The organism is Micromonospora sp. WMMD1219 (assembly GCF_049315215.1).
GTDB lineage: Bacteria > Actinomycetota > Actinomycetes > Mycobacteriales > Micromonosporaceae > Micromonospora > Micromonospora tulbaghiae.
Genome location: NZ_CP186057.1, coordinates 1,034,780 through 1,054,547, shown reverse-complemented (window position 1 = coordinate 1,054,547; position 19,768 = coordinate 1,034,780). Strand labels below are relative to the sequence as shown.

The window sequence follows — 19,768 nt, the reverse complement described above, 5'->3', positions numbered from 1 at the left end:
ACAAACTCGATGGACCTGGCCGCCAAGGCCGCTCCGGTACCGGACGAACGCGATGACACGGCCAGCGATCCCAAAAGTCACCGAAACAATGAAAAAAAGCATAGTTCGAGCGGCAGCCCTGCTGCCCGAAAGCGCGTCTTAAACCGCCGACCTGTCGACGGAAAGCTCTTACGCTAGTTCAGGTCGCGCTCGACGTCCGCGACGTCAACCACGCGATCACTGTCGCCCAAGCCGCTGCCAACGCGGGTGTGCCATTCATCGAGATCGGCGACCCGCTCATCAAGAGCGCCGGCGTCCAGGCCATCAGCGCGGTCAAGCACCGCACTCCCGGCGCGTGGATCGTCGCCGAGATGATGTCCGCAGACTGGGGACGCGAACAGGTGGTCCTCGCGGCCGAGGCTGGCGCCGACATCGTACTGCTCATCGGACCCGCCAGCATCGCCAGCGTGTCCGCGGCGGCCGATGCGAGCAGGCGCTTGGGTATCCCCGCCATGATCAACCTGCCCGAAGGCCGGCTGGGCTTGCCGACCGCATCGATCCGCTACGAGGAGTTCAACTTTCGCTGATCCCTGCCCGCAGGCATCCGTGCGATACAGCGTGCCTATGAGGTCCGTGGACCTGGTCTTAGCCGTCGTGGCCGCCGCGGCCAACCTCACCGTCGCCGCTGTACTGCTCGTCAGGAGCCGTGGTGGCATGGCGATGCCTCGGATCTTCGGCCGCCCGCAGCCCTTCCCGTGAGGTTCCCCCGGTTTGCCGGAGGGTTGACTACCTGGCGCCGGTGGGCTCAGGCTGAACGATAGTCGTCTCGTCCTGTCGGGCCTGGTGGGTGTGCCAGGCGGTTTCGTACTCATCTGGAGATCGCCAGCCGAGGTCTTTTTGGATGCGGCGGGTGTTGTACCAGCCGTCGATGTAGCTGAAGATCGCGTTGTCGGCCTCGTCGCGGGTGCGCCATGAGTTGCGGTAGACCAGTTCGATCTTCAGCGTCGACCAGAAGTTCTCCATCAGGGCGTTGTCGAACGAGTCGCCGACCGACCCCATCGAGGGCAGGATGCCGTTGTCGGCCAAGCGCTGGGCGAAGCTGAACGACGTGTAGTTCGAGCCGCGGTCGGAGTGGTGGATCAGTTGACCGTCGCGGACGTCGCGGGACCAGATGCCGTATTCCAGGGCGCCGAGGATCAGGTCGGTGTCGCAGCGGTCGGAGCACCGCCAGCCCACGATGCGGTTGGAGAACACATCTCGCACCGCGGCCAGCCAGAGCATGCCCTCGCCGCAGGGGATGCGGGTGGCGTCAGCGACCCACCACCGGTTCGGCGCCGCGGCGGTGAATTGCCGGTTGACCGGGTCCGGAGCCGGTGTCGCCTTCGGGTTCGACCGCGTCGACGGGATGCGCCACTTCTTGCGCAGGAACGCGCCCTGCAGGCCGGCGTCGTGCATCAGCCGCTCGACCCGCTTGCGGCCCACGTGCCGGCCTTGGCGGCGAAGCATCGCGTGTACCCGCGGACTGCCGTAGGTGCCGCCGGAGATGTGATGGATCTCCGCGATCTGCACCGCGTCCTCCCGTCGCCGGGCGCACGGGTTGGCGGCCCGGGCGAGCCAGCCGTAGTAGGTCGACACGGCGATGTTGAGGACCCGGAGGACGGGCTCGACCCCGAAGCGATCTTTCAGCTCGTCGACGAGCGTCACGACCGTCGCCGGGTCGGGTCGAGTTCCGAGGCGAAAAAAGCCGAGGCGGCTTTCAGGATCTCGTTGGCCCGCTTCAGTTCGGCGTTCTCCCGCCGCAGCCGCCGAAGCTCCTCCAGCTCGGAGGTCGTCGGCCTATCGTCACGCTGGCCCCGGTTGGCGTCGTCTTGGCGGATCCAGTTCCGCAACGCCTCGTGATGCACGCCAAGCTGGCGGGCCAGCTGGCGGATCACGGGCTTCGGGTCTGACTCCCGATACAAGCGCACCGCACGTTCACGCAGCTCATCGGGGTACTTCTTCGGTGCTGCCACGGATGACTCCCTTCAGCTCCATCAGAGCATGATCGAAAGCCTCCGAGCTACCGGGGGAACCTCACCGCGCCTGCGGGTCGCAATGCACGCCTGCCTGGGGCTGGGAATGGGCGTAGGCTGGATCATTAAGGACATCTTTCCGCCCCACTCCACGGGCGACACGATGCTGTTCAACGTGACTAGGATCCTGTTGGTGACTGGCCTCGTCACCGCCCTGCTGGTCGCCTTCCAACACGCGCGAGCCATTCGTGACAAGGTCGCCCGCTAGTGCGTTGGCTACTATAAGTTCGCCATGAAGACGGTCGATGACAAAGCCTTGGCTGGTCTGGGCGTTCGGCGTGTCCGCGGGCACGGGAAACGCCCCCGGTGTTGCGAGACATCTACACGGCTCCGACCGTCGCGGTCGAGGCCCGGTTCGATGAGTACACCACGCAGTTCGGTGACCAATACCCGGCCGCGATCCGGCTGGGGCGTCTCCTAGCCATAGTTCGCGCCGTTCCTGAACTACGACCCGAGGTCCGCAAGGTGCTCTCCACCACCAACATCATCGAGAGCTGAACGACCGGTTCCGTCAGGCCCCCGTCTACGTGGACACTTCCGGACCGAGCGGGCCGCGATGAAGGTGGTCCTCCAACAGAAGAGCAAGGGCGGCGGGAGCATCACCGGCCGGGTCTACGGTTGGGCCAAGGCGCGCGCAACGCCCTGATACTCGCCTACGGCGACGGGATCACCAGCTAACAACCTCGATCACACCACAGGGCCAAACACAGAAATCGACACACACTCCCCGCCGATTGCGTCTCGGTCTAATAGGCCGAGCAAGCCAGCGGCGAACAGTTGCCGGCGGACCGCAGGAGCGATGTTCGTCAGCCGCAGGATGCCGCCGCGTACGTGCACGGCCAGAAGGCAGGCCACCAGCATGCTGGTAGCGGCGGCATCGACGCGGTCGAGGCCAGTGAGGCTGCAGCCGACGTTCCGGACTGTGTCGGCGCGGTGACCACGGCATCGTAGACGAGGCCGCGCCGAGTCGGCCGGTCAAGCTCAAGCAGACGGACGGGCCCGCGCCGCTGGTGGTGATCGTCACGTCCATGATCCCTCGCTCCGTACCTCGCCGCCAGCAGGAGGGGGATCGCGATATCCGGCGAGTTGCTGGATGACATTTGCAGATTGTGCTGCGCGTCGGCGTGGCGTCCGACCGCGACGGCCCGGCCGCGTCAGTCGGCGAGGGGTGGTAGGTCGATATCGTCGTCGGTATCGGGCAGCGGCACCCAACCCGGACCGTCTACGGCGGGCATCAGGTGCGCGGCGGCCGTCCGGGAGCGGGCCCAGGCAAGGACCGTTTCGCGCGTGCCTTCGACTCGGTCGATGCTGGTAGAGCGGCCGTTGATCTCGTCTACCCAGGTGGCGACCCAGACGACACGCCGGTGCAGATCGCGCCCTTTGTGTACGTAGACGATCCCGTAACGGGGGCAGGGCTCGGCGACAAGTTGCTCTGGTGCGATCTCCTGGTCACGCAGCTCGGACAGCAGATGGGAGGCGTTCTCGCGTCGGCGTGGGGTGTCCACGACCCGCATCGTAATGTCGCCGCGCGGAGCAGGCCGCTCCCGCGATGGAGGCTCACTCGGACGACGTTGGGGTGAAGGAGACCGCGCCCGTCTGAGGGGGGCGCAGGTCACGCGGCGCGCGGTGGCAGAGTGTGAATCGAACGGAGACTTTCTGTTGCCAGCGCCTTGGCACTGAACCGCCCCGCGCTTGGTAGCGGCTAAATGGGTTGGATTCCAGCTGGATCAGCCGGTGTTCGGTGGGAACGTAGAGGGCTTCGAAGGCGGCTGGCGGTAGGCCCGCGGTTCCGCTGCGGGGCGGCGGTGATTGTGCTAGTCGACGTACTCGAAAGTGGCGATCTCCGCCTGGTCGCAGGTCCGCCACAGCCCGCGGCGGTCGGTCAGTCCGGTCTTGAACGGGCCGATGTGACCTCTCATCGACGCGTCCGGCTCCATGGGGACTTTGCCACGCCGATGTCCTCCGCCCCGCGGATCGTCGCCCACGCCGCGACCTGCGCCGGAGCCGCCAGCGCGACTCTTGCCCACAGCGACCGGACCGCCGTCCTGATCCCACCCGCCGCGACCCGCCATGGTCCGCGACATGCGCGCCGGATGCCGGCCCGGAACGGTTCGTTGAAGCCTGCGCCGATGCCGACCGGCTCCTGCACCTGTCCACGCCCGGCACCGCGCGACTGCTTGTGGCCGTCTCTGAAGGCCACTGCGTCAATCCCGACCTGAGCCAGGCCGCCATTACCCGCCTCGACCACATCGGCTGCGCCCATCTGCTGGATCGCACCGGACAACAAAAAGAAGGAAGTCCAGGGCCTTCGACCACACCACCACCGCTCGCCGTCGCCGTCGATGACCCCACCACCTGCATTAACCTCATTAGCCCGGCCATCGGCGTCCTTGACCAGGCCTGATCTATCGGCCGCGCCACGTTGAATCTCCCACGCCGCGCGGCCAGGCCGGATCTCGGCTTACCTCGCCGATTGAATGGCGCGGCGGCGGCGGTATCACCGGGAGCTCGGATCAGGATTTCATTTCGCCAGGATGATGCTGTTGAAGTTGGTGACGCTGGAAACCCATCGTGAACGGCGCGGAGGAGGCGGTTCGGCATAGGTCGTAGGCTAGCGCCAGGATCTCGCGCGACGGCAATTTCCGGTCGCGTTTGGCGTCGCAGCCGGTGCGACGTTATCGGCCCTGAGCGGCTTAATGCGGGAAGTGGCTGAGCATTGGGGCAGCGCGGGGTGATGTAGCATGCGGCCATGCTCAGCGGAGCCGCTGCGGACGGAAATGGAGGCGTCACGACCGGCCCTGACAAGCGGTGGCGGTGGCGGGTCTAGCGCGGACCAGAAGGCGTTGTGGTAGCTTTGCGCGGCGAGCTTGATATCGCCCAGCGTGTATGACCTGCGTAATCGGTTGAACACCACGATCGGGTCACCCGGTAGTCGAGCTCGACCCTGCCGCCGTGACGTTTATCGACTCCACGGTCATCAGCGTGCGGGTAATCGCTCACCACGCCGCCCGGCGGCAGGTTGGTACTGATCAACTGCACTGGTCAGGTCCGCCGCGTTCTGAAAACACAGGCCTCCTGCCGCTGCTCAGCCCCGACGACACCACCTGCGCGCCGCCGCCGAGCGACGTCTGATCAGGTGCCGCGCTGTCCGGCGATGGTTCGCCCAGCCAAGCCGGGGTGGCGGTGTTGACTGTCGGGACGGACGGACCTCAAAAGAGGGGATCACTTCCGTGAGCGAGCTGACCGCACACCTGGACCTTCCCAGCGGCGTCGACGCTCTTACCGCCGCGCGGGAGGTCACCAGGACTGCCCTGACAGGGTGGCGGCTCGGCGACCTGCAGTGGGTGGACGACGCGGTGCTGATCGCCGACGAGCTGGTGGCTAACGCGGTGCGCCACGGCGGCGGCTGCCCACGCCTGTACATTCACGCTGACAGCACAAGCGTGACGATTGCAGCCGTGGACGGCTCCGCCATCGTCCCGCGCCGCCGCGACCCGGACAGCGACGGCGGCCGGGGCCTGGCGATCATCGAAGCCCTGGGCGCCGAGTGGGGCGTCACCGACCTCAGTGACGGTTACAAGTGCGTCTGGGTCCGACTTTCGGCGCCGTCGGCCGCCACCGCCGACTAGCCTCTGCACCGATCGCCGGAGCTGCGAACAGCATCGAGGGCGAACGACGCGGGTAGTGGCAGCCGTGTTGGAGCGGCGGGCGCAGCCAGGCGGCTAACTTCCTCCTAAGCGCCCGCCGCTCTCATTCGGTCCGCCGAAGGGACCGCGAGCCCGGCGCGCCGTGGGTATGCGACGCTTGCGTCGCTCCAGAGTACGACGGTGCCTCGGGTTGTGGTGTGACTGTTGCCGACGGCTTCGCCAGCAGCGTCAGGCAGTTGCTGGCGTCGTCGAAGACACCGACGGCCTCCCACTTGTCGCGGCGCCCCTCCGCCAGCCGATCATGGTTGAGACCGACGCACCGCACCGCCTGGGCTAGCGAGGCGATGACCCGGCCGGCGTTCTCCAAGCTGGCCACTGCGAGGGAAGCCGCGGCCACCTCGCTGTTCTGCGCGTCGTCCGCCTGCTTGACGTGGGCCACGAGGTCGGCAACGCCGACAGTCGAAAGGTGGGACCGCACTACGGTCTCCTCGCGGATCGCCAGCAGGTCGGCGGGGGTGGTGACGAGGTCGGCGAGGATGTTCTGCGCGACAGCACCCGAGATGTCGAGACCCTGACGGCGGCATTCCTCGCGCAGCCGCTCGACCGCCTGTTGGCTATTCCTCATCCGACGCACGCGGTCCTCCTGCAAAGCGATCGATCCGGACATTAGCCGTAGTCATCGGTGCGTCGGGAGGCAGAAAGTCGGCAGTTGGCCCCCGCCGCGAGGCTGATTGGCTCCTGCCACCGGGGCTTCGACCAGTCGGGGTTGGGGCAGCCCGCCCGATGGGTAGCGTCGCATCCACCTCAGGCGCCTGGATTCTGCTGGACCGGTGCCACCAGCCACACATCCTCGCGCGTCGTAACCGAGGGCTTATCGCGGTTGCTCGGCCACCTGGCGGAGCGTCGCGGTGACCAAATTGAGGGTTTCGGTGCCCGTGTCGGGGGAGGGTGAGCCGCTGCTCGGGAAACTGCGGTGGGAGTGGAGATGAACCGCTGCGGGCTGGCGGTGGCGACCCGCCATCTCTGTGGGCGGTCAACATGCTGCCGTCGCCAGCGAGCAGTGCGGCATGGGAGGGCGGGCTCGCCGTGGAACATCAGCGGAACCTGAAAACCGGCTCCCGCCATAACAACGGCTGACGAACAGGCACCTAATCCTCATGCGGTGAGTAGGGCTGTCGACGGGTACATTGTGGTCGTCGAGGATCTTCCGGCTGGTGCCCCAACTGCTGGCCGACACGAAGACTGCTGCGGGCGGTCGCGGTTATGGTGCCGTCCGGCCACGTGAAGACCCTGGAACAGCCAGCCGGGTACGGCGCTGCACGTCTTCACCGCAGGGGCGGGCCCGGCCCGCCGCCTTTGTCGACGAGTAGCGGGACCGGCCCGTACAGCGGTAGGTGATCCGCCCGACGTGTTCGGTCACCACCACGTGGGCAGTCTCGGAAATGGCGGTCTGCGGCTATGCCGTGCCGTCGGATGCCGTGCTGAGGTATCGACCTGCGCGATACCCCTGCGTTAGTTGTTCTTGCGGGCGACGCCGCAGTACTCGGAGGCGGGCGTCGTGTCGTTGCCGTTGGGACGCCAGCGCGAGCAGGTGACGAGCCCGGGTTCGATCAGTTGCAGCCCGGCGAACAGGTCCGTGATCTGCGCTGGGGACCGGATCACCATCGGCGCTGAGCCGGCGGCGTTCCACATTCGCACGGCCCGGTCGACGGCCTCCGGGTTGACCTCGCGGGTCGGATGGGAGATCACCAGGTGGCTGCCGGCTGGGACGGCGTCAAGCAACTGGTGAACGATGCGGGCCGCCTCCGCGTCGTCGACGACGAAGTTGAGAATGCCAAGCAACATGATCGCGATGGGTTGGTCAAAGTTCAGTGTGCGGCGTGCTTCGGTGATGACCCGTTCGATATCCCTGATGTTCGCGTCGATGTAGTCGGTGGCACCCTGCGGGCTGCTGGTCAGCAACGCGCGCGCATGAGCCAACACCATCGGATCGGTATCGACGTAGACGATGCGCGAATCAGGTGCGACGCTCTGGGCGACTTCATGAGTATTGTCCGCGGTCGGAAGGCCAGTGCCGATGTCGAGGAACTGGCGGATCCCCACCTCGTCAGCGAGGTACCGGACCGCGCGGCCGAGGAACTGCCGGTTGAAGCGGGCCGACTGCACCAACTCCGGCATGAAGGTGAGAACCTGCTCGGCGGCCTCCCGGTCGGCGGCGAAATTGTCCTTACCGCCCAGGAGGTAGTTCCACAGGCGGGCGGAGTGGGCCACGCTGGTGTCGAGCTTGTCGTACGCAGACGAGGACGTGTTCGTCACCGGGGCTCCTTCAAGGCGGACCGCGGTACGGGAGGAGTGATCGCGTATCCGGGCAAGCCTAACGCCTTCGTGCTCCATCGTGGAGCCTCCCGCCATAGGCCGCAGAGGCGGTTGAGATGGTGCACATCGACACGTTGGGCATGGTGTTCGAGCAACTGCTCGTCCGTGACCGCGATCGACGAATTGACCCGCGAGCGCGACATGGTCGTCAACATGATCGGTGGTGTGCGCAGTGCGCACACCGTTGGCGATGTCGACGCGATGGCCGAAGTCGCACGCGGGATCGCTGCCGTGCTTCGCCCGCACACCGAGGTCGAGGAGCGCGTGTTCCCGCTGCTCAACCGATGAGTTCCCCGGACACGTCGCCGTACTGGAGGCCGAGCACCGCCAGGTCGAAGCGATCCTGGGCGCCGCCGAGGCGGGAGTACCTGTTGATCTCGGCTGGCCGCAACAGCTGATCGACGCCCTGGGCCTGCTGCGTGAACACATCCCCAAGGAACAAGACGGCGTCTTCCCGGCCGCGCTTACCAGTCTGAGCGGTGACGATTAAGACATAGTCGACGCGGTCCGCGTCCGAGCCGGTACCCTCCTTCCCTCCGCGCGCGCCGCAGGCGATCGCGGATAGTGCCCCTTCCGTCGCCCTCCGTCCGCGCTCCTCGTGCCGGGCCTTTCGCGCACACGCGATGAGGGTACGGTCCGATACGGGCCGGGGTGCAGCGCTGGTGGGACGGAAGGCCGAGGATTTGTCTGGTCAGGTGCGGGTGAAGGGCTCCGGGCGGGCGGAGCTGAACCTTTCCAGGGGCTGGGTGCAGGGCGTCGCCTTGGTCATGGTGTTCGGGTTCTTCGTGATGGGCATGCTGGCGTTGCGCACCTATACCGACTCGATGCCGTTGCCGCAGCGGGTGACTGGTCCCGACGGCCAGGTGATCTACAGTGGGGCGGACGTGACGGCAGGGCAGCAGACGTTCCTGCGCCGTGGGTTACAGCAGTATGGCTCGGTGATGGGTCATGGCGGGTACCTCGGTCCTGACTACACCGCTGAGTACCTGCGTATCTCGGCGGAGCACATCAAGGACGAGCTGACGGTCGCGGGGCAGCAGGAGCCCGTCGAGGCCGCCAAGCGGATGCTGCGCGAGAACCGGTACGACGAGGCGAGCGGCGAGCTGGTGTTCACCGCGGAGCAGGTCTCGGCGTTCGAAGCGGCCACCCGGCACTACGCCGACTTCTTCGGCACCGACAGCACGAAGTACGGCCTCATCCCTCAGGTGATCACCGATCCTCGCGAGATCCACGAGCTGACCGCATTCTTCTCCTGGACGGCTTGGGCGAGCGCTGCGGAACGGCCTGGCCACAGCTACTCCTACACCAATAACTGGCCGCCGGAACGGCGCGTCGACAACACCCCGACCGCCGACATCGTGGTCTGGTCAGGCCTGTCGCTGACCGCCCTGCTGGTCGGCCTAGGCGCGTTGTTCGCGCTCTACGGGCGGTGGAGCCGCAACATCGGGTGGCACGCCGCCGAGCAGCCGTCCCTGGCGTTCCGCCAGCCCGGTGAGGTGCAGATCACCAAGGCGCAGAAGGTGACCGCGTGGTTCTTCTTCGTCGTCGCGGCGCTGTTCTTGGTGCAGGCGATGCTGGGCGGTGCGATTGAGCACTACCGGGCCGACCTGAGCACGTTCTTCGGCATCGACCTCGCGCAGGTGCTGCCGTTCAATTTGGCCCGTACCTGGCATGTGCAGCTGTCGCTGTTCTGGACGGCGGCGGCGTTCCTCGCGGCCGGCATTTTCCTCACGCCGATCATCTCGGGCCGGGAGCCGCGGCGGCAGCACTGGCTGGCGTGGGGGCTGCTCGGCGCGCTGGTGATCGTGGTGGTCGGCTCGCTGGCCGGCGAGGCGGTCAGCATTTTCGGCGTGGACTGGGCGAAGGGGTCGGTCTTCTTCGACCAGCAGTGGGAGTACCTGGACCTGCCGAGGTTCTGGCAGGCCCTGTTGATCGTGGGCTTGTTCCTGTGGATCGCGATCGTGTATCGCGGGATCCGGTCACGACTGAAGACCGAGCACAAGCTCAACATGCCGTGGCTGTTCCTCTACGCGGGCCTGGCGATCCCGGCGTTCTACGCGGTCGGCATGTTGGCGTCGACCGGAAGCCATCTGACCGTCGCGGAGTTCTGGCGCTTCTGGGTGGTCCATCTGTGGGTGGAGGACTTCCTCGAGTTGTTCACCACGGTGATGGTCGCGTACATCTTCGTGATGCTCGGTGTGGTCCGCCGGCGGGTCGCCATTCACATCGTCTTCCTCGACGTCATCCTGTACTCCGCCGGTGGCGTGATCGGAACGATGCATCATCTGTACTTCTCCGGCACGCCAGTGGAGCACATGGCGCTGGGGGCGTTCTTCTCGGCGCTCGAGGTGATCCCGTTGACCTTCCTCACCGTCGAGGCGTGGACGTTCCTGCAACTGGGCGCCCGGCAGCAGACCCGCAGCAGCGCGCCGTTCCCGCACCGGTGGGCGGTGATGTTCCTGGTCGCTGTGGGTTTCTGGAACTTCGTCGGTGCCGGTGTCTTCGGCTTCCTGATCAACCTGCCGATCGTCTCCTACTATCAGATCGGCACGGCCCTGACCGCGAACCACGCGCACGGCGCGATGATGGGTGTTTACGGCATGCTCGCCGTCGGCCTGGCGTTGTTCGCGCTGCGCTACATCGTCCCGGCGGCGAAATGGCCCGACAGGTTGGCGAAGATCTCCTTCTGGTCGCTGAACATCGGCCTGGCGTGGATGGTGTTCGTGACGCTGCTGCCTCTGGGCATCCTGCAGCTGTGGCACTCGGTCAACGACGGGTACTTCGAGGCGCGCACGTTGAACTACCTCACCGAGCCCGGCAACGCCCTGTTGGAATGGATGCGGATGCCCGGTGACCTCATCCTGATCATCGGCGGTGTGCTGCCGTTCCTGTGGATCACCTACCTTGGCATCCGTCACGGCATCAAGGCGACGGCGACGCAAATGCCACCGGAGACACTCTACGTCGAGGAGACCGCCGAGGCGGCGCACGACCGCACCGGCATCCCGGTCAGGGCCGGCTCTGCGGGCAGGGTCGCGCAGGTGCCCCGGTCGCGTAGCCGCTACGCCTCCGACCGGCGCGACGAGACAGACGAGCCGTGACCGGGTTCTCGGCCTCCGCTGTCGCTGTGGAGACGTGGCTGGCGGCCGGCTACTGCCTTGCTCTGGTGGGGCTCGCGTACGCCATCGACGCGCTGGCGCGCCGCGCGGCGTCGGTCTCGGAAGGCGGCCTGTCCGGCGGCTTCGTTTACCACCAAGATCACGACGCATGGCAGTGCCCGCAGGACCAATGGCTGTGGCCGCAGTCCTTCGACGCGCAGAACCGCGTCATGCGCTACCGCGGTACCCCGTCGGTCTGCAACGTCTGCCCGGTCAAGGCCACGTGCACGACCTCCGCCTCCGGGCGCGAGGTCCAGCGAGCGGTCGACTCGTGGCCGGCCTCCGAAGCAGCGAGGTTCCACCGTGGCATCGCCTGTGTAGTGGTCGTGCTCGGGCTGGTGTGGCCGATCGGTGTCGCGCTCACCGGACCGGGCTGCGACTCGCTGTTCGTCCTGATCGTCGCCGTGGTGATGGCATCGCTGCTCAGCCTGCCGCTCTGGTCCCATCTGCGCCGCAACCCGGTGTTCATCCCCGAGGGGATGGCCCACCAATCGCTCGACGATGCGGTCGCCGAGCGGGAGGCCGCCGCGGACGCCCTGACCCGGCGGCGCTCCAGCTACGCATCCGACCGACGCGAACCCGGATCGGAGGTCCCCCAATGATCATCGCGAGCATCGTCGTCTTCGTGCTGCTGGTCTTTCTGCTGTCTTCGCTGCGAGTGCTGAAAGAGTACGAACGCGGTGTGGCGTTCCGGCTGGGACGGCTGCGTGAGCCCCTCGGTCCGGGCGTCCGGCTGCTGCTGCCCGGTTTCGACAAGCTGGTCAGGGTGGACCTGCGGGTGGTCACGCTCACCATCCCACCGCAGGAGGTGATCACTCGCGACAACGTCCCGGCCCGAGTCAACGCCGTCGTGCTGTTCCGCGTGGTCGACCCGGTGAAGTCCGTGATGTCGGTGGAGAACCACGCGGTCGCCACCTCCCAGATCGCGCAGACCACCCTGCGGTCGGTCGTCGGCCGTGCCGATCTCGACACGCTGCTCGCTCACCGGGCAGACCTCAACGAGGATCTCGCGAAATCGATCGCGTCCATGACCGAGCCCTGGGGTGTCAAGGTCGACGTCGTGGAGATCAAGGACGTCGAGATCCCCGAGGCCATGCAACGGGCCATGGCACGCGAGGCCGAAGCCGAACGGGAGCGACGCGCGAAGGTGATCAACGCCCGGGGCGAGCTCCAGGCGTCGGCGGAACTGCGCGACGCGGCGAAGACCCTGAGCGAGAGCCCTGCGAGCCTGCAGCTGCGCTACCTGCAGACCCTGCTCGAGCTCGGTGCCGACCACAACTCCACCGTCGTCTTTCCTCTGCCGATGGACATCATCGGTCCGTTCCTGGACGCCGTGCGCGGCAGGGCCGTGCCCGGCGTCGACGGGTCTTCAGCCGTAAGCAACGCCGCGGAAAGGGCACATGATGACCACTGATCTCGATCCGAGTTCCGAGGAAGGCCGGCCGGTCCGGCTGACTCCGGTACCGGCGGGCGTCTGGCTGGTCATCATCGGCGCCGGGGTGACGGTCCTGGGTCCGCTCTTCGGTTTCCTGATCGGCACGATCCGCGGAACCGAGGGAGAGATGCTCGGCGTGAGTCCGATCTTCCTGTTCCTCTTCCTCGGATTCCTCGTCGGCGGCGTCGGTCTCGGCATCGCGCTGCTCGGCGTCCGCCGCGTCCTCCGCAATCGGAAGACCATCGGGGACTGACCGGGAAGCGGATCCGGACTTGTCTCGGCGGCGGTGCCACGGAGCACGCGCCGAACCGTCACGATGACGACCAGTCCGCAGTGTCGCCGGTAGGCACGGCGCGCCACCGAATCGCCCAGCTCGGCTGAGTCGTTACAGGCATCCGAGGTACGTGCATACCTCGTCGGCGGCTGCCTCGCCGCTGCTGATGCAGGCCGGGATGCCGACCCCGTCGTACCCCGCACCGGCGAGGGCAAGACCGGTGGCAGGCCGGCACGGACGGCCGCGATGCGTTCGAGATGCCCGGTGCGGTACTGGGGGAGTCCATTCTCCCAACGCTGCACCCAGAACGCGATCGGTGGTGGGAGCTCGGCACCGAGCAGCTTCCCCAACTCGATGTGAGTCCGATCGGCGAGGGCGGCGTCGTCGTGTCGCAGTTGCTGCTCATCGCCGGCATGGCCGCGTGAGGCCCGGATGATCACCGATGCGTCGGACGCACCTGGCGCAGGCCACTTGCGGGTGACGAATGTTGCCGCCTTGACCAGCGTGCCCTCCGAAGGCGGCACGAGAAAGCCGGACAGTTCCGGCAGCGGGGTGTCGAAGGGCAGCGCCACCGCGACGAGCGCGACGCTCGCATAGTCCAACGCGCCGATCACAGCCGAGCCGCAGGTGTCTCCGGCGCTGCGCAGCAGTCGCGAGGCCGCCGCGGCGGGAACGGCCAGCACCACCGCGTCGACGTCCTCTACGTGCCCGGTCAACGCCGCCGTGAGCAGCAGCCGCCAGCCGTTCCCCGTTCGAACCAGTCCTTGGACCTGCCGGCCGAGGTTGATGCGAGCGCCGCTCGCTGCGGCGGCTGCCCCGACGAGCCGGCTCTGCCCTCCGTCTATGGTGGCCAACACCGCTCGTCCGGGCACTCGCACGGTGCCAGCCTGTGCGGCCCGCACGGCCGCGGCGAGAGTGTGCTGGTGCGTGCTGCCGCGGCGAGCGCCGGCATGGTCGCCGCGAGCGATAGCTGGTCGGCGCGGCCTGCATAGACGCCGCCCAGCAGTGAGTCGACCAGCCGGTCCACTACGTCGTCGCCGAAGCGTGCGCGGACCAGTGCCCCCACCGTAACGTCGTGGTGCGGGCCTAGCAGCGGTGTGCCGGTGTCATGGTCGTCGCCGTCCGACTCGCGGGGGATGCCCATCAGCGTGCCGGCCGGGATCGGTTCGAGGCGTCCGCCGACGGCGAGAGCGGCCTGCCCTGTCGATGGGTGCACGAGCGCGTCGCCCAAGCCCAGCCGCCGGGCGAGGCGTACGGCTGCGGACTCGGTTCCGTCCGGTGAGCCGGTCAGGAACGCTTCGGCGCCGCGTTCCACGTTCGCGCCGGTCAGTTCACCGGTGCGGAGCTTGCCGCCGAGCACGCCGCTCTGCTCGTACACGATGATGTCAGTCTCCGGCGGCGCCTGGTCGCGGACCCGCGCCGCCGCGGCAAGCCCGGTGATCCCGCCGCCGATGACTGCTACGCGTTTGTGCATGTCTTCCGAAACCCTTCAGGAGGCACGGCTTTTTCTCGATCCGAACGTGGAACCGCCGCCCCAAGGTTTGTCACCGGCTGGATCGGCGGGCAGTCATCGGGTGGCCACGGTGGTGATGAGCACAAGCGTAGAAGTCACCATTTCGATGATGCCGACGTGTTTCGGTGTCAGCCGGTAGCGGGGAAGGACGGCCGAGCGGGCCAGCAGCAGAGCAACAACCGCGGCGATCGGGACGCTGAGACAGGCCGCCACACCCAGCGCGAAGACGTGGTAAATCACCGATGCCCAGTAGTACGACGCGCTGCCGCGCTCCCGGATCATGGTCTTGACGTAGAGGACCGTTCCGGTGAAGTACAGCAGGACCACGGTGAAAGCCGGCGTGACCGGGCTGAGGCCGGCGCCGGCGACGCTGGCTGCGACGAAGACCATGAGGCAGCTCTGCACGACGAAGATGAGGTCGTTGAGCAGCGCCCGTTCCCGGCGGCGCCGAGCGTAGAAAACGTTGAGGGCCAGCAGCAGCGCGTAGGCGGGGGCGTAGGCCAACAGCTGCGGTCGGACGGCGACGACGAGCAGGCAGAGCGCGGCGGCGATCGGTCCGTACAGCAACAGTTGCGGCCGGAACCGGGACAGCCGGCGCGTCTTGACGGCCTGCAAGGCGTAGTAGGACAGCAGATAGCCGGCGAGCCAAGCGCCGAGCAGCGGCACGTGCGCCCAGTGGAATCCCGAGACCAGGACCCCGGCGAGCCACGGGACGAGAAGCATGGCCCAGGCGCCGTGCTGCGGGGGGATGAACTGCCGTACCGACCTGCGCCGGGCCGGCCGCCTGCGGATGCCGGTGGTGTTGTCGGTTCTCATCTGGCGGTTCACCTGACCTGGATGGCGCCGCGCGCGCCCCGTTCGGCGTCGACCATGAGGTGACTGAGGAACGGGTACTGGCCGGGTTCGGTCAGGACCGTTTCGACGAACCCGCCGGCTGCCGGGGTGAGGTCGAGTAATTGGGCGGCCCCCGGGTCGCTGCGGCGTAGCTGCCATTGGCCTTCCCGGTACACGGTGTCGAAGTGAGCGCCGACGACGTGGAAGGCGCTGGTGCGGTTGGGGCCGGCGTTGAGCACCCAGATGCGTACACGCTGGCCGGGACGGGCGGTCAGCGGACGGTGGGCGTACTGGGCGACGTAGCCGTTGAACACCACGGCATCGGGCTGCTCGGCCTGCATCTTGGCCAGGTCGCCGGGTTCGCCGTCGCCGCCGAGGTACAGCTCGGACTGTATGAGCACGTATTCGCGGTCCACGGCGGGCAAGTCGGGTGGGTCGATGATGACGGCGCCGTACATGCCGTTGCCGATGTGGTGCAGCATCGGCATGGTGGAGCAGTGATACATCCAGATCCCGGCCTTGGTGGCGGTGATTCGGTACGTGAGGCGCTGTCCGGGGTCGATCGGTCGCATCGGTTCGTCGGGGGCGAGGGCGCCGGCGTGGAAGTCGGCGCCGTGGTCCACCGTGCCGTCGTTGATCAGGGTGATCTCGAAGGTGTCGCCGACACGCCCGCGAAGCACCGGCCCGGGCGTGGTGCCGTTGAACGTCCACAACTTCTGTCGTACGCCCGGGGCGACCTCGCGCTGCACCTCGTGCACCCGCAGGTCGAGGCGGTGCAGCCGTCCGGCGGGGCGCGTTGGTGCGGTCGCGTCGCGGGCGACGAAACCGTCCCCCGGTTGGGTCATCGCGTCGAGGGCTGACGTGGTCGAGCCCGGGGCGGTCGTGTGGTCGTGACCGGCGGCTGCTGCTGGCGCGGTGGTGCCAGTGGCGGTGATGGTCAGCCGCATACCGGCCTGACGGTGGCCGGGTAGGGAGCACCAGCCCTCGACGGTGCCGCCGATGACACCGGCGTCCAGGCGCGCGGTGTGGCCGCTCGCCAGACTGGGCGACTTGGGGCCGGTGGCTAGGACGAGGTCGTGGCGGCGCCGGTCGGTGTTGGCGAGTTCGATGATCAGCCGGTTGCCGGCCGCGACGGTGATGGTGTCGGGGTGGAAGCGCATTCTGTCGGTGGTGACCGTCACGGTGGTGGTGTTCCCGTTCCAGCTCACGTCGGGCGTCGCGGAGGCGAGTGTGGCCTGAGGGTTGGTGATGCGTTGGGTCGCCGCGCCGAGCAGCACGGCGACCAGGACGAGCGCGAGGCCGGCCGCGACGCCGCCCAGCGGGTGGGTCTGGGCGGGTGCCGGTGGGGGTGGGTGGGATGGTGTCATGGTCGTCTCCGGGCGAGCAGGATGCGGACGGCGGGGATGAGGAACTGCAGCAGGGCGGCGAGGATGAGCAGTGAGGTGGTGATCCGCACGTACGGCGGTGCGGGTAGGACGAAGACGACCAGCGCGGCGTTGGTCATGGCCACCCGCTGCGCCCAGTGCCGGTCCAGCCGGTTCGTGCGTTCCCGCACGACGGCCGGGCCGCCACCAAGTGCCACGGGCAGCAGGTACGCCATCGCTCCGAGCAGGGTCTGTGCGACGAAGCCGACCAGCAGCGGGACCAGCACGGCACTGAAGCGGTCAGCCGCCGCGGCCGGGTAGGGGGCGGACAGCAGCGTCCATGCGTCGACGCCGAGGGCGATGAGCAGCCAGCCGCCGGCCGCGGCGATGGACCAGCCGGGGAACGAGGCCGGTGTCTTGCGGCGGGCGGTCTGCACGGCGGGGCGGGCGATGAGCCCGACGGCGACGGCGATCACTCCCAGTCCGCCGGCGGCCAGCATCGGCCACCAGGCGAGCACGGTGATGCCGAGTACCGCGAGCCCGGCCACGGCTACCGGCAGCGCGCGGCGAGCGGCGATGGTGGCGCCGTCGGCCATCCGGGTACGCAGTATCGTGGGCCACAGCGTGAGCAGCGTGCCGAGCACGGTCAGCGTCACCCAGCCGAGCAGGTTGACCTGGGCGTGGAACAGCAGCAGCCGCGGCCGGCTGTCGTCGTCGACGAGCATCCAGGCGCCGACCGGAACACCGACCAACAATGCCGCCGCCGCAGCGACGTAGTAGTGCACGGTGACCGCGAACCGGGCCGGCAGCGCAGCCCTCAGCCGTGCGCCCAGCCACCGCAGGTGCGCGACGACCGCGGCGAGCACTAGCCCGGCGCCGACGACGCCCGGCCACGGCAGGTCGGTCGCGCCGCCGGCCAGAACACCGACCACGCCCGTGTTGAGCAGGACGAGCCGCAGCGCCTCGCCGCGTCGGCCGGCCGATGCCGGTGCGCGCAATACCGCGGTGGTGAAATGGGCGCTCCAAACCACGATGGCGTTGGTGACCGCGCCGAGCAGCAACAGATGGATGGACAGCCACCGCCAGGACGGCAGAAACGGGTGGATCAGCGCGACGGCGACCAGCGCCGCCAGGTATACCAGCGGCAGCATGCCGACGCGGCGATGCCAGCGGGCCCGCCCGGTGGAACCGGCACCGCTGTCGGCCTGCTGCGCGTCGTTGTCGGCGGTGGGCTTCATGACCCGGCCACCACAGCGGTCGGTCGACTCGTCGCAGCGGCCCGCAGGACTTCCGTCGGTGCCCGGCACAGCCATGACACGGTGACAGCGCACGCGGCGAAAGCAAGCACCGCGACCACGTTGACGACGCCGGCCCAGCGCCACACCCGCTCCATGCCCGCCGCGTCACCGAGACCGACGCGTACCAGTAGCGAGGCGTGCAGCAGGACCAGCGGGACGTACAACACCCGGTGGTAGGGCAACGGCCGGCGCAGCACGGCGGGCAGGATCACCGGAGCGTGCACGAAGATCATGGACATGGTGAAGCCGAGGAAGACCGCGTGCAGCGTGGCGTCGTATCGGGGGCCTTGCAGGGTGGTGCCGGCGCCGGCCCACAGCAGCCCGGCCAGCGTCAGCCATCCGTAGCCGGCCAGCAGACCTGCAGCGATGTATCGGGGCAGCGCTTTCGCTTGCACTGTGTGTCGGGCGACGTCGAAGACAGCGAGCCACGTCGTGACCGCGAGCAGCCCGGCGCCGAACAGGTGCGCTCCGCTCGCCGGCCACAGGGTGCTCGCGGTGGCGCCCGCCACAACGGCGGCCAAGGCGGCCAGGAACCAGCGCTCGGCGTGCCGGTCACGTATCGCGACGTGGGCCAGTTCGAGGCGCTCGCCGGCGATGGTCGCCACCACGAATACCACCATCCACGGCACGAGCTCCGCTATCGCGTATCCGGCCAGCCACAGCAACGTGGCCGCGTACCAGCCGAACGCGCCGCTGGCCTGGGCGAGCAACGCGGTGCTGGGCTGGCGGCCCCACAATGCCCGGTAGATGCCGAGCAGCACCACCGACGCCGTCATGAGCAGCGTCTTACCGGCCAGGTTGGGTCCGGTCGTTACCAGCATCAGCGCGCCGGCGCCGGAACACGCGGGGGCCAGAAGCGCCCATCGGGTGCCGAGCGCGGTGGTGCGTTCCAGGGCGATCAGGGTGCCGACGAAGCCGAAGACCATCAGCGGGCCGTGCACGTGCTCCACCGCCGCCGCAGGGGCGGGCACTGCGGCGCCGAGCAGCAGCAGGCCGGTGTACAGGCCGGCCAGCAATGCGAGGGCTCCGGCGGCCAGTGCGGGCAGCCGCCACCGGACCGGCACCCCTGCCGAGCGGCTCACGACGGCTTTCCTGCCGCTGGGCGCAGCGCGGCCGGCAGCCGTACGACACACGCGGCCGGAGCTCCGAAGGGCTCCAGCATCACAGACTCGTGAGATGTGCCGGCGCGTTTCAGGATTCCACGCACGACGCCGAGATGGAGCCCGCACATGGCATCGGGGTTCTGACCCACGAGTTTCAGGAACGGGCAGGTGTACAGGTTCACCTGCGCGCCGTCGGCGGTGTCGGGCGGTTGACGGCGAGGACGGAAACCGAGCCCGTCCGACACGGTGATGACCGAGTCGACCGGATCGTCGTGAGCGGGACTCGCCGCGGCCAGTTGACGGCCCCACCCCTGGCCCACCTGCGCCGCGGCCTCGCGGACATCACTGCCGCCGCCGGACAGATGCTCCAGCAAGGCGGCGGCCAAAGCCCGGTACGGCGCTGGCGCTGGATTTGCTGCTGTCACCCGATAGCGCCACGCGGGACGGCCCGGCTGACCGCCGCTCGCGCGTGCCTTCACCAGCAGCGCGGCTTCGGTGAGCCGGTCCAGATGCGCACGGGTGGTCGACAGATGCTGCCCGGTCCTGGCCGCTACCTCGGCGGCCGTGACGCCGCTCTCGGCCTTCCGCGCCAGCCGCAGGATCGTCACCCGGTTGTTCGAGCCCAACGCCCGGTAGAGCGGCGTGTCGATTGTGTCCCCGGTGGGGCCTGTCCGCCGTGTTTCCATGATGGTTAACGTTATAACGCTGAACGGCA

General features: G+C 68.2%; 21 protein-coding genes and 3 pseudogenes. 11 read left to right on the top strand and 13 right to left on the bottom strand.

Annotation, left to right across the window (positions count from 1 at the left end; genetic code table 11):
* Positions 1-185 precede the first annotated feature (185 nt).
* Positions 186-566: pseudogene (locus tag ACN27C_RS05000) on the top strand (orotidine 5'-phosphate decarboxylase / HUMPS family protein); the annotation flags it as partial.
* A 199-nt stretch (positions 567-765) separates the two neighbouring features.
* Here the strand turns inward: ACN27C_RS05000 and ACN27C_RS04995 are convergent.
* Together ACN27C_RS04995 and ACN27C_RS04990 are read right to left on the bottom strand one after the other, a co-directional pair.
* On the bottom strand, positions 766-1,683 hold the full coding sequence (locus ACN27C_RS04995) for an IS3 family transposase (RefSeq protein ID WP_422750575.1): 918 nt from the start codon (positions 1,681-1,683) through the stop codon (positions 766-768).
* A complete protein-coding gene (locus ACN27C_RS04990; RefSeq protein ID WP_422750574.1) occupies positions 1,680-1,991 on the bottom strand; it encodes a transposase in 312 nt (103 codons plus the stop codon). The genes ACN27C_RS04995 and ACN27C_RS04990 overlap by 4 nt, the downstream gene beginning before the upstream one ends.
* A gap of 28 nt (positions 1,992-2,019) precedes the next feature.
* On the opposite strand from ACN27C_RS04990, the gene ACN27C_RS04985 reads away from it, so the two are divergent.
* Together ACN27C_RS04985 and ACN27C_RS04980 are read left to right on the top strand one after the other, a co-directional pair.
* Positions 2,020-2,259, top strand: coding sequence for a hypothetical protein (locus ACN27C_RS04985; protein ID WP_422750573.1), 240 nt, complete (start codon positions 2,020-2,022; stop codon positions 2,257-2,259).
* 98 nt (positions 2,260-2,357) lie between these two features.
* Positions 2,358-2,549, top strand: a complete 192-nt coding sequence (locus ACN27C_RS04980; protein ID WP_422750572.1) for a hypothetical protein — start codon at positions 2,358-2,360, stop codon at positions 2,547-2,549.
* Positions 2,550-2,738: 189 nt separating this feature from the next.
* Here ACN27C_RS04980 and ACN27C_RS04975 read toward each other — a convergent pair.
* Both ACN27C_RS04975 and ACN27C_RS04970 read right to left on the bottom strand, forming a co-directional pair.
* A pseudogene (locus tag ACN27C_RS04975) lies at positions 2,739-2,960 on the bottom strand (hypothetical protein); the annotation flags it as partial.
* Positions 2,961-3,205: 245 nt separating this feature from the next.
* Positions 3,206-3,556 carry a hypothetical protein gene (locus ACN27C_RS04970; RefSeq protein ID WP_422750571.1) on the bottom strand — a complete coding sequence of 117 codons (351 nt, stop codon included), beginning with the start codon at positions 3,554-3,556 and terminating at the stop codon, positions 3,206-3,208.
* Positions 3,557-4,230: 674 nt separating this feature from the next.
* Here ACN27C_RS04970 and ACN27C_RS04965 point away from each other — a divergent pair.
* From ACN27C_RS04965 to ACN27C_RS04955, 3 genes are all read left to right on the top strand, one after another.
* Entirely contained in the window at positions 4,231-4,455 is a 225-nt protein-coding gene (locus tag ACN27C_RS04965; RefSeq protein ID WP_422750570.1) for a hypothetical protein, read from the top strand.
* Positions 4,456-5,003: 548 nt separating this feature from the next.
* On the top strand, positions 5,004-5,183 hold the full coding sequence (locus tag ACN27C_RS04960) for a hypothetical protein (protein WP_422750569.1): 180 nt from the start codon (positions 5,004-5,006) through the stop codon (positions 5,181-5,183).
* 98 nt (positions 5,184-5,281) lie between these two features.
* Entirely contained in the window at positions 5,282-5,680 is a 399-nt protein-coding gene (locus ACN27C_RS04955; RefSeq protein ID WP_422750568.1) for an ATP-binding protein, read from the top strand.
* Positions 5,681-5,801: 121 nt separating this feature from the next.
* Here the strand turns inward: ACN27C_RS04955 and ACN27C_RS04950 are convergent, their stop codons facing one another.
* Both ACN27C_RS04950 and ACN27C_RS04945 read right to left on the bottom strand, forming a co-directional pair.
* Positions 5,802-6,365, bottom strand: coding sequence for a hypothetical protein (locus ACN27C_RS04950; RefSeq protein ID WP_422750567.1), 564 nt, complete (start codon positions 6,363-6,365; stop codon positions 5,802-5,804).
* An 845-nt stretch (positions 6,366-7,210) separates the two neighbouring features.
* Complete coding sequence (locus ACN27C_RS04945) at positions 7,211-8,014, bottom strand: SAM-dependent methyltransferase (RefSeq protein WP_422750566.1); 804 nt, start codon at positions 8,012-8,014, stop codon at positions 7,211-7,213.
* Positions 8,015-8,179: 165 nt separating this feature from the next.
* Between ACN27C_RS04945 and ACN27C_RS04940 the strand changes: the two genes are divergently transcribed.
* Positions 8,180-8,362 carry a hypothetical protein gene (locus ACN27C_RS04940; RefSeq protein ID WP_422750565.1) on the top strand — a complete coding sequence of 61 codons (183 nt, stop codon included), beginning with the start codon at positions 8,180-8,182 and terminating at the stop codon, positions 8,360-8,362.
* Here the strand turns inward: ACN27C_RS04940 and ACN27C_RS04935 are convergent.
* Positions 8,352-8,501: a hypothetical protein gene (locus ACN27C_RS04935; protein WP_422750564.1), complete on the bottom strand. Its 150-nt coding sequence runs from the start codon at positions 8,499-8,501 to the stop codon at positions 8,352-8,354. The two genes, ACN27C_RS04940 and ACN27C_RS04935, sit on opposite strands and share 11 nt — an antisense overlap.
* 235 nt (positions 8,502-8,736) lie before the next feature.
* Between ACN27C_RS04935 and ACN27C_RS04930 the strand changes: the two genes are divergently transcribed.
* Genes ACN27C_RS04930 through ACN27C_RS04915 form a run of 4 tightly spaced genes read left to right on the top strand, consistent with a single transcriptional unit; the run spans position 8,737 to position 12,920 of the window.
* Positions 8,737-11,175 (top strand): nitric-oxide reductase large subunit, encoded by a 2,439-nt coding sequence (locus tag ACN27C_RS04930; protein ID WP_422750563.1) that lies wholly within the window; start codon positions 8,737-8,739, stop codon positions 11,173-11,175.
* Between the two features lie 26 nt (positions 11,176-11,201).
* Positions 11,202-11,834 carry a hypothetical protein gene (locus ACN27C_RS04925; protein WP_422750562.1) on the top strand — a complete coding sequence of 211 codons (633 nt, stop codon included), beginning with the start codon at positions 11,202-11,204 and terminating at the stop codon, positions 11,832-11,834.
* Positions 11,831-12,646, top strand: coding sequence for a slipin family protein (locus ACN27C_RS04920; protein WP_422750561.1), 816 nt, complete (start codon positions 11,831-11,833; stop codon positions 12,644-12,646). Before ACN27C_RS04925 ends, ACN27C_RS04920 begins: the two co-directional genes overlap by 4 nt.
* Positions 12,636-12,920: a hypothetical protein gene (locus ACN27C_RS04915; RefSeq protein ID WP_422750560.1), complete on the top strand. Its 285-nt coding sequence runs from the start codon at positions 12,636-12,638 to the stop codon at positions 12,918-12,920. The genes ACN27C_RS04920 and ACN27C_RS04915 overlap by 11 nt, the downstream gene beginning before the upstream one ends.
* A 132-nt stretch (positions 12,921-13,052) precedes the next feature.
* On the opposite strand, the pseudogene hemG reads toward ACN27C_RS04915, so the two are convergent.
* From hemG to ACN27C_RS04885, 6 genes and pseudogenes are all read right to left on the bottom strand, one after another.
* Positions 13,053-14,415: pseudogene (gene hemG, locus ACN27C_RS04910) on the bottom strand (protoporphyrinogen oxidase).
* Positions 14,416-14,508: 93 nt separating this feature from the next.
* Positions 14,509-15,270 (bottom strand): YwiC-like family protein, encoded by a 762-nt coding sequence (locus ACN27C_RS04905; protein ID WP_422750559.1) that lies wholly within the window; start codon positions 15,268-15,270, stop codon positions 14,509-14,511.
* A gap of 8 nt (positions 15,271-15,278) precedes the next feature.
* A complete protein-coding gene (locus ACN27C_RS04900) occupies positions 15,279-16,655 on the bottom strand; it encodes a multicopper oxidase domain-containing protein (RefSeq protein ID WP_422750558.1) in 1,377 nt (458 codons plus the stop codon).
* Entirely contained in the window at positions 16,652-17,890 is a 1,239-nt protein-coding gene (locus tag ACN27C_RS04895) for a hypothetical protein (RefSeq protein WP_422750557.1), read from the bottom strand. Before ACN27C_RS04895 ends, ACN27C_RS04900 begins: the two co-directional genes overlap by 4 nt.
* The gene (locus ACN27C_RS04890; RefSeq protein WP_422750556.1) at positions 17,887-19,032 is read right to left on the bottom strand and encodes a hypothetical protein; all 1,146 of its coding nucleotides are present in this window, start codon (positions 19,030-19,032) and stop codon (positions 17,887-17,889) included. Before ACN27C_RS04890 ends, ACN27C_RS04895 begins: the two co-directional genes overlap by 4 nt.
* Entirely contained in the window at positions 19,029-19,739 is a 711-nt protein-coding gene (locus ACN27C_RS04885) for a helix-turn-helix transcriptional regulator (protein ID WP_358171395.1), read from the bottom strand. Before ACN27C_RS04885 ends, ACN27C_RS04890 begins: the two co-directional genes overlap by 4 nt.
* Positions 19,740-19,768: the final 29 nt, after the last annotated feature.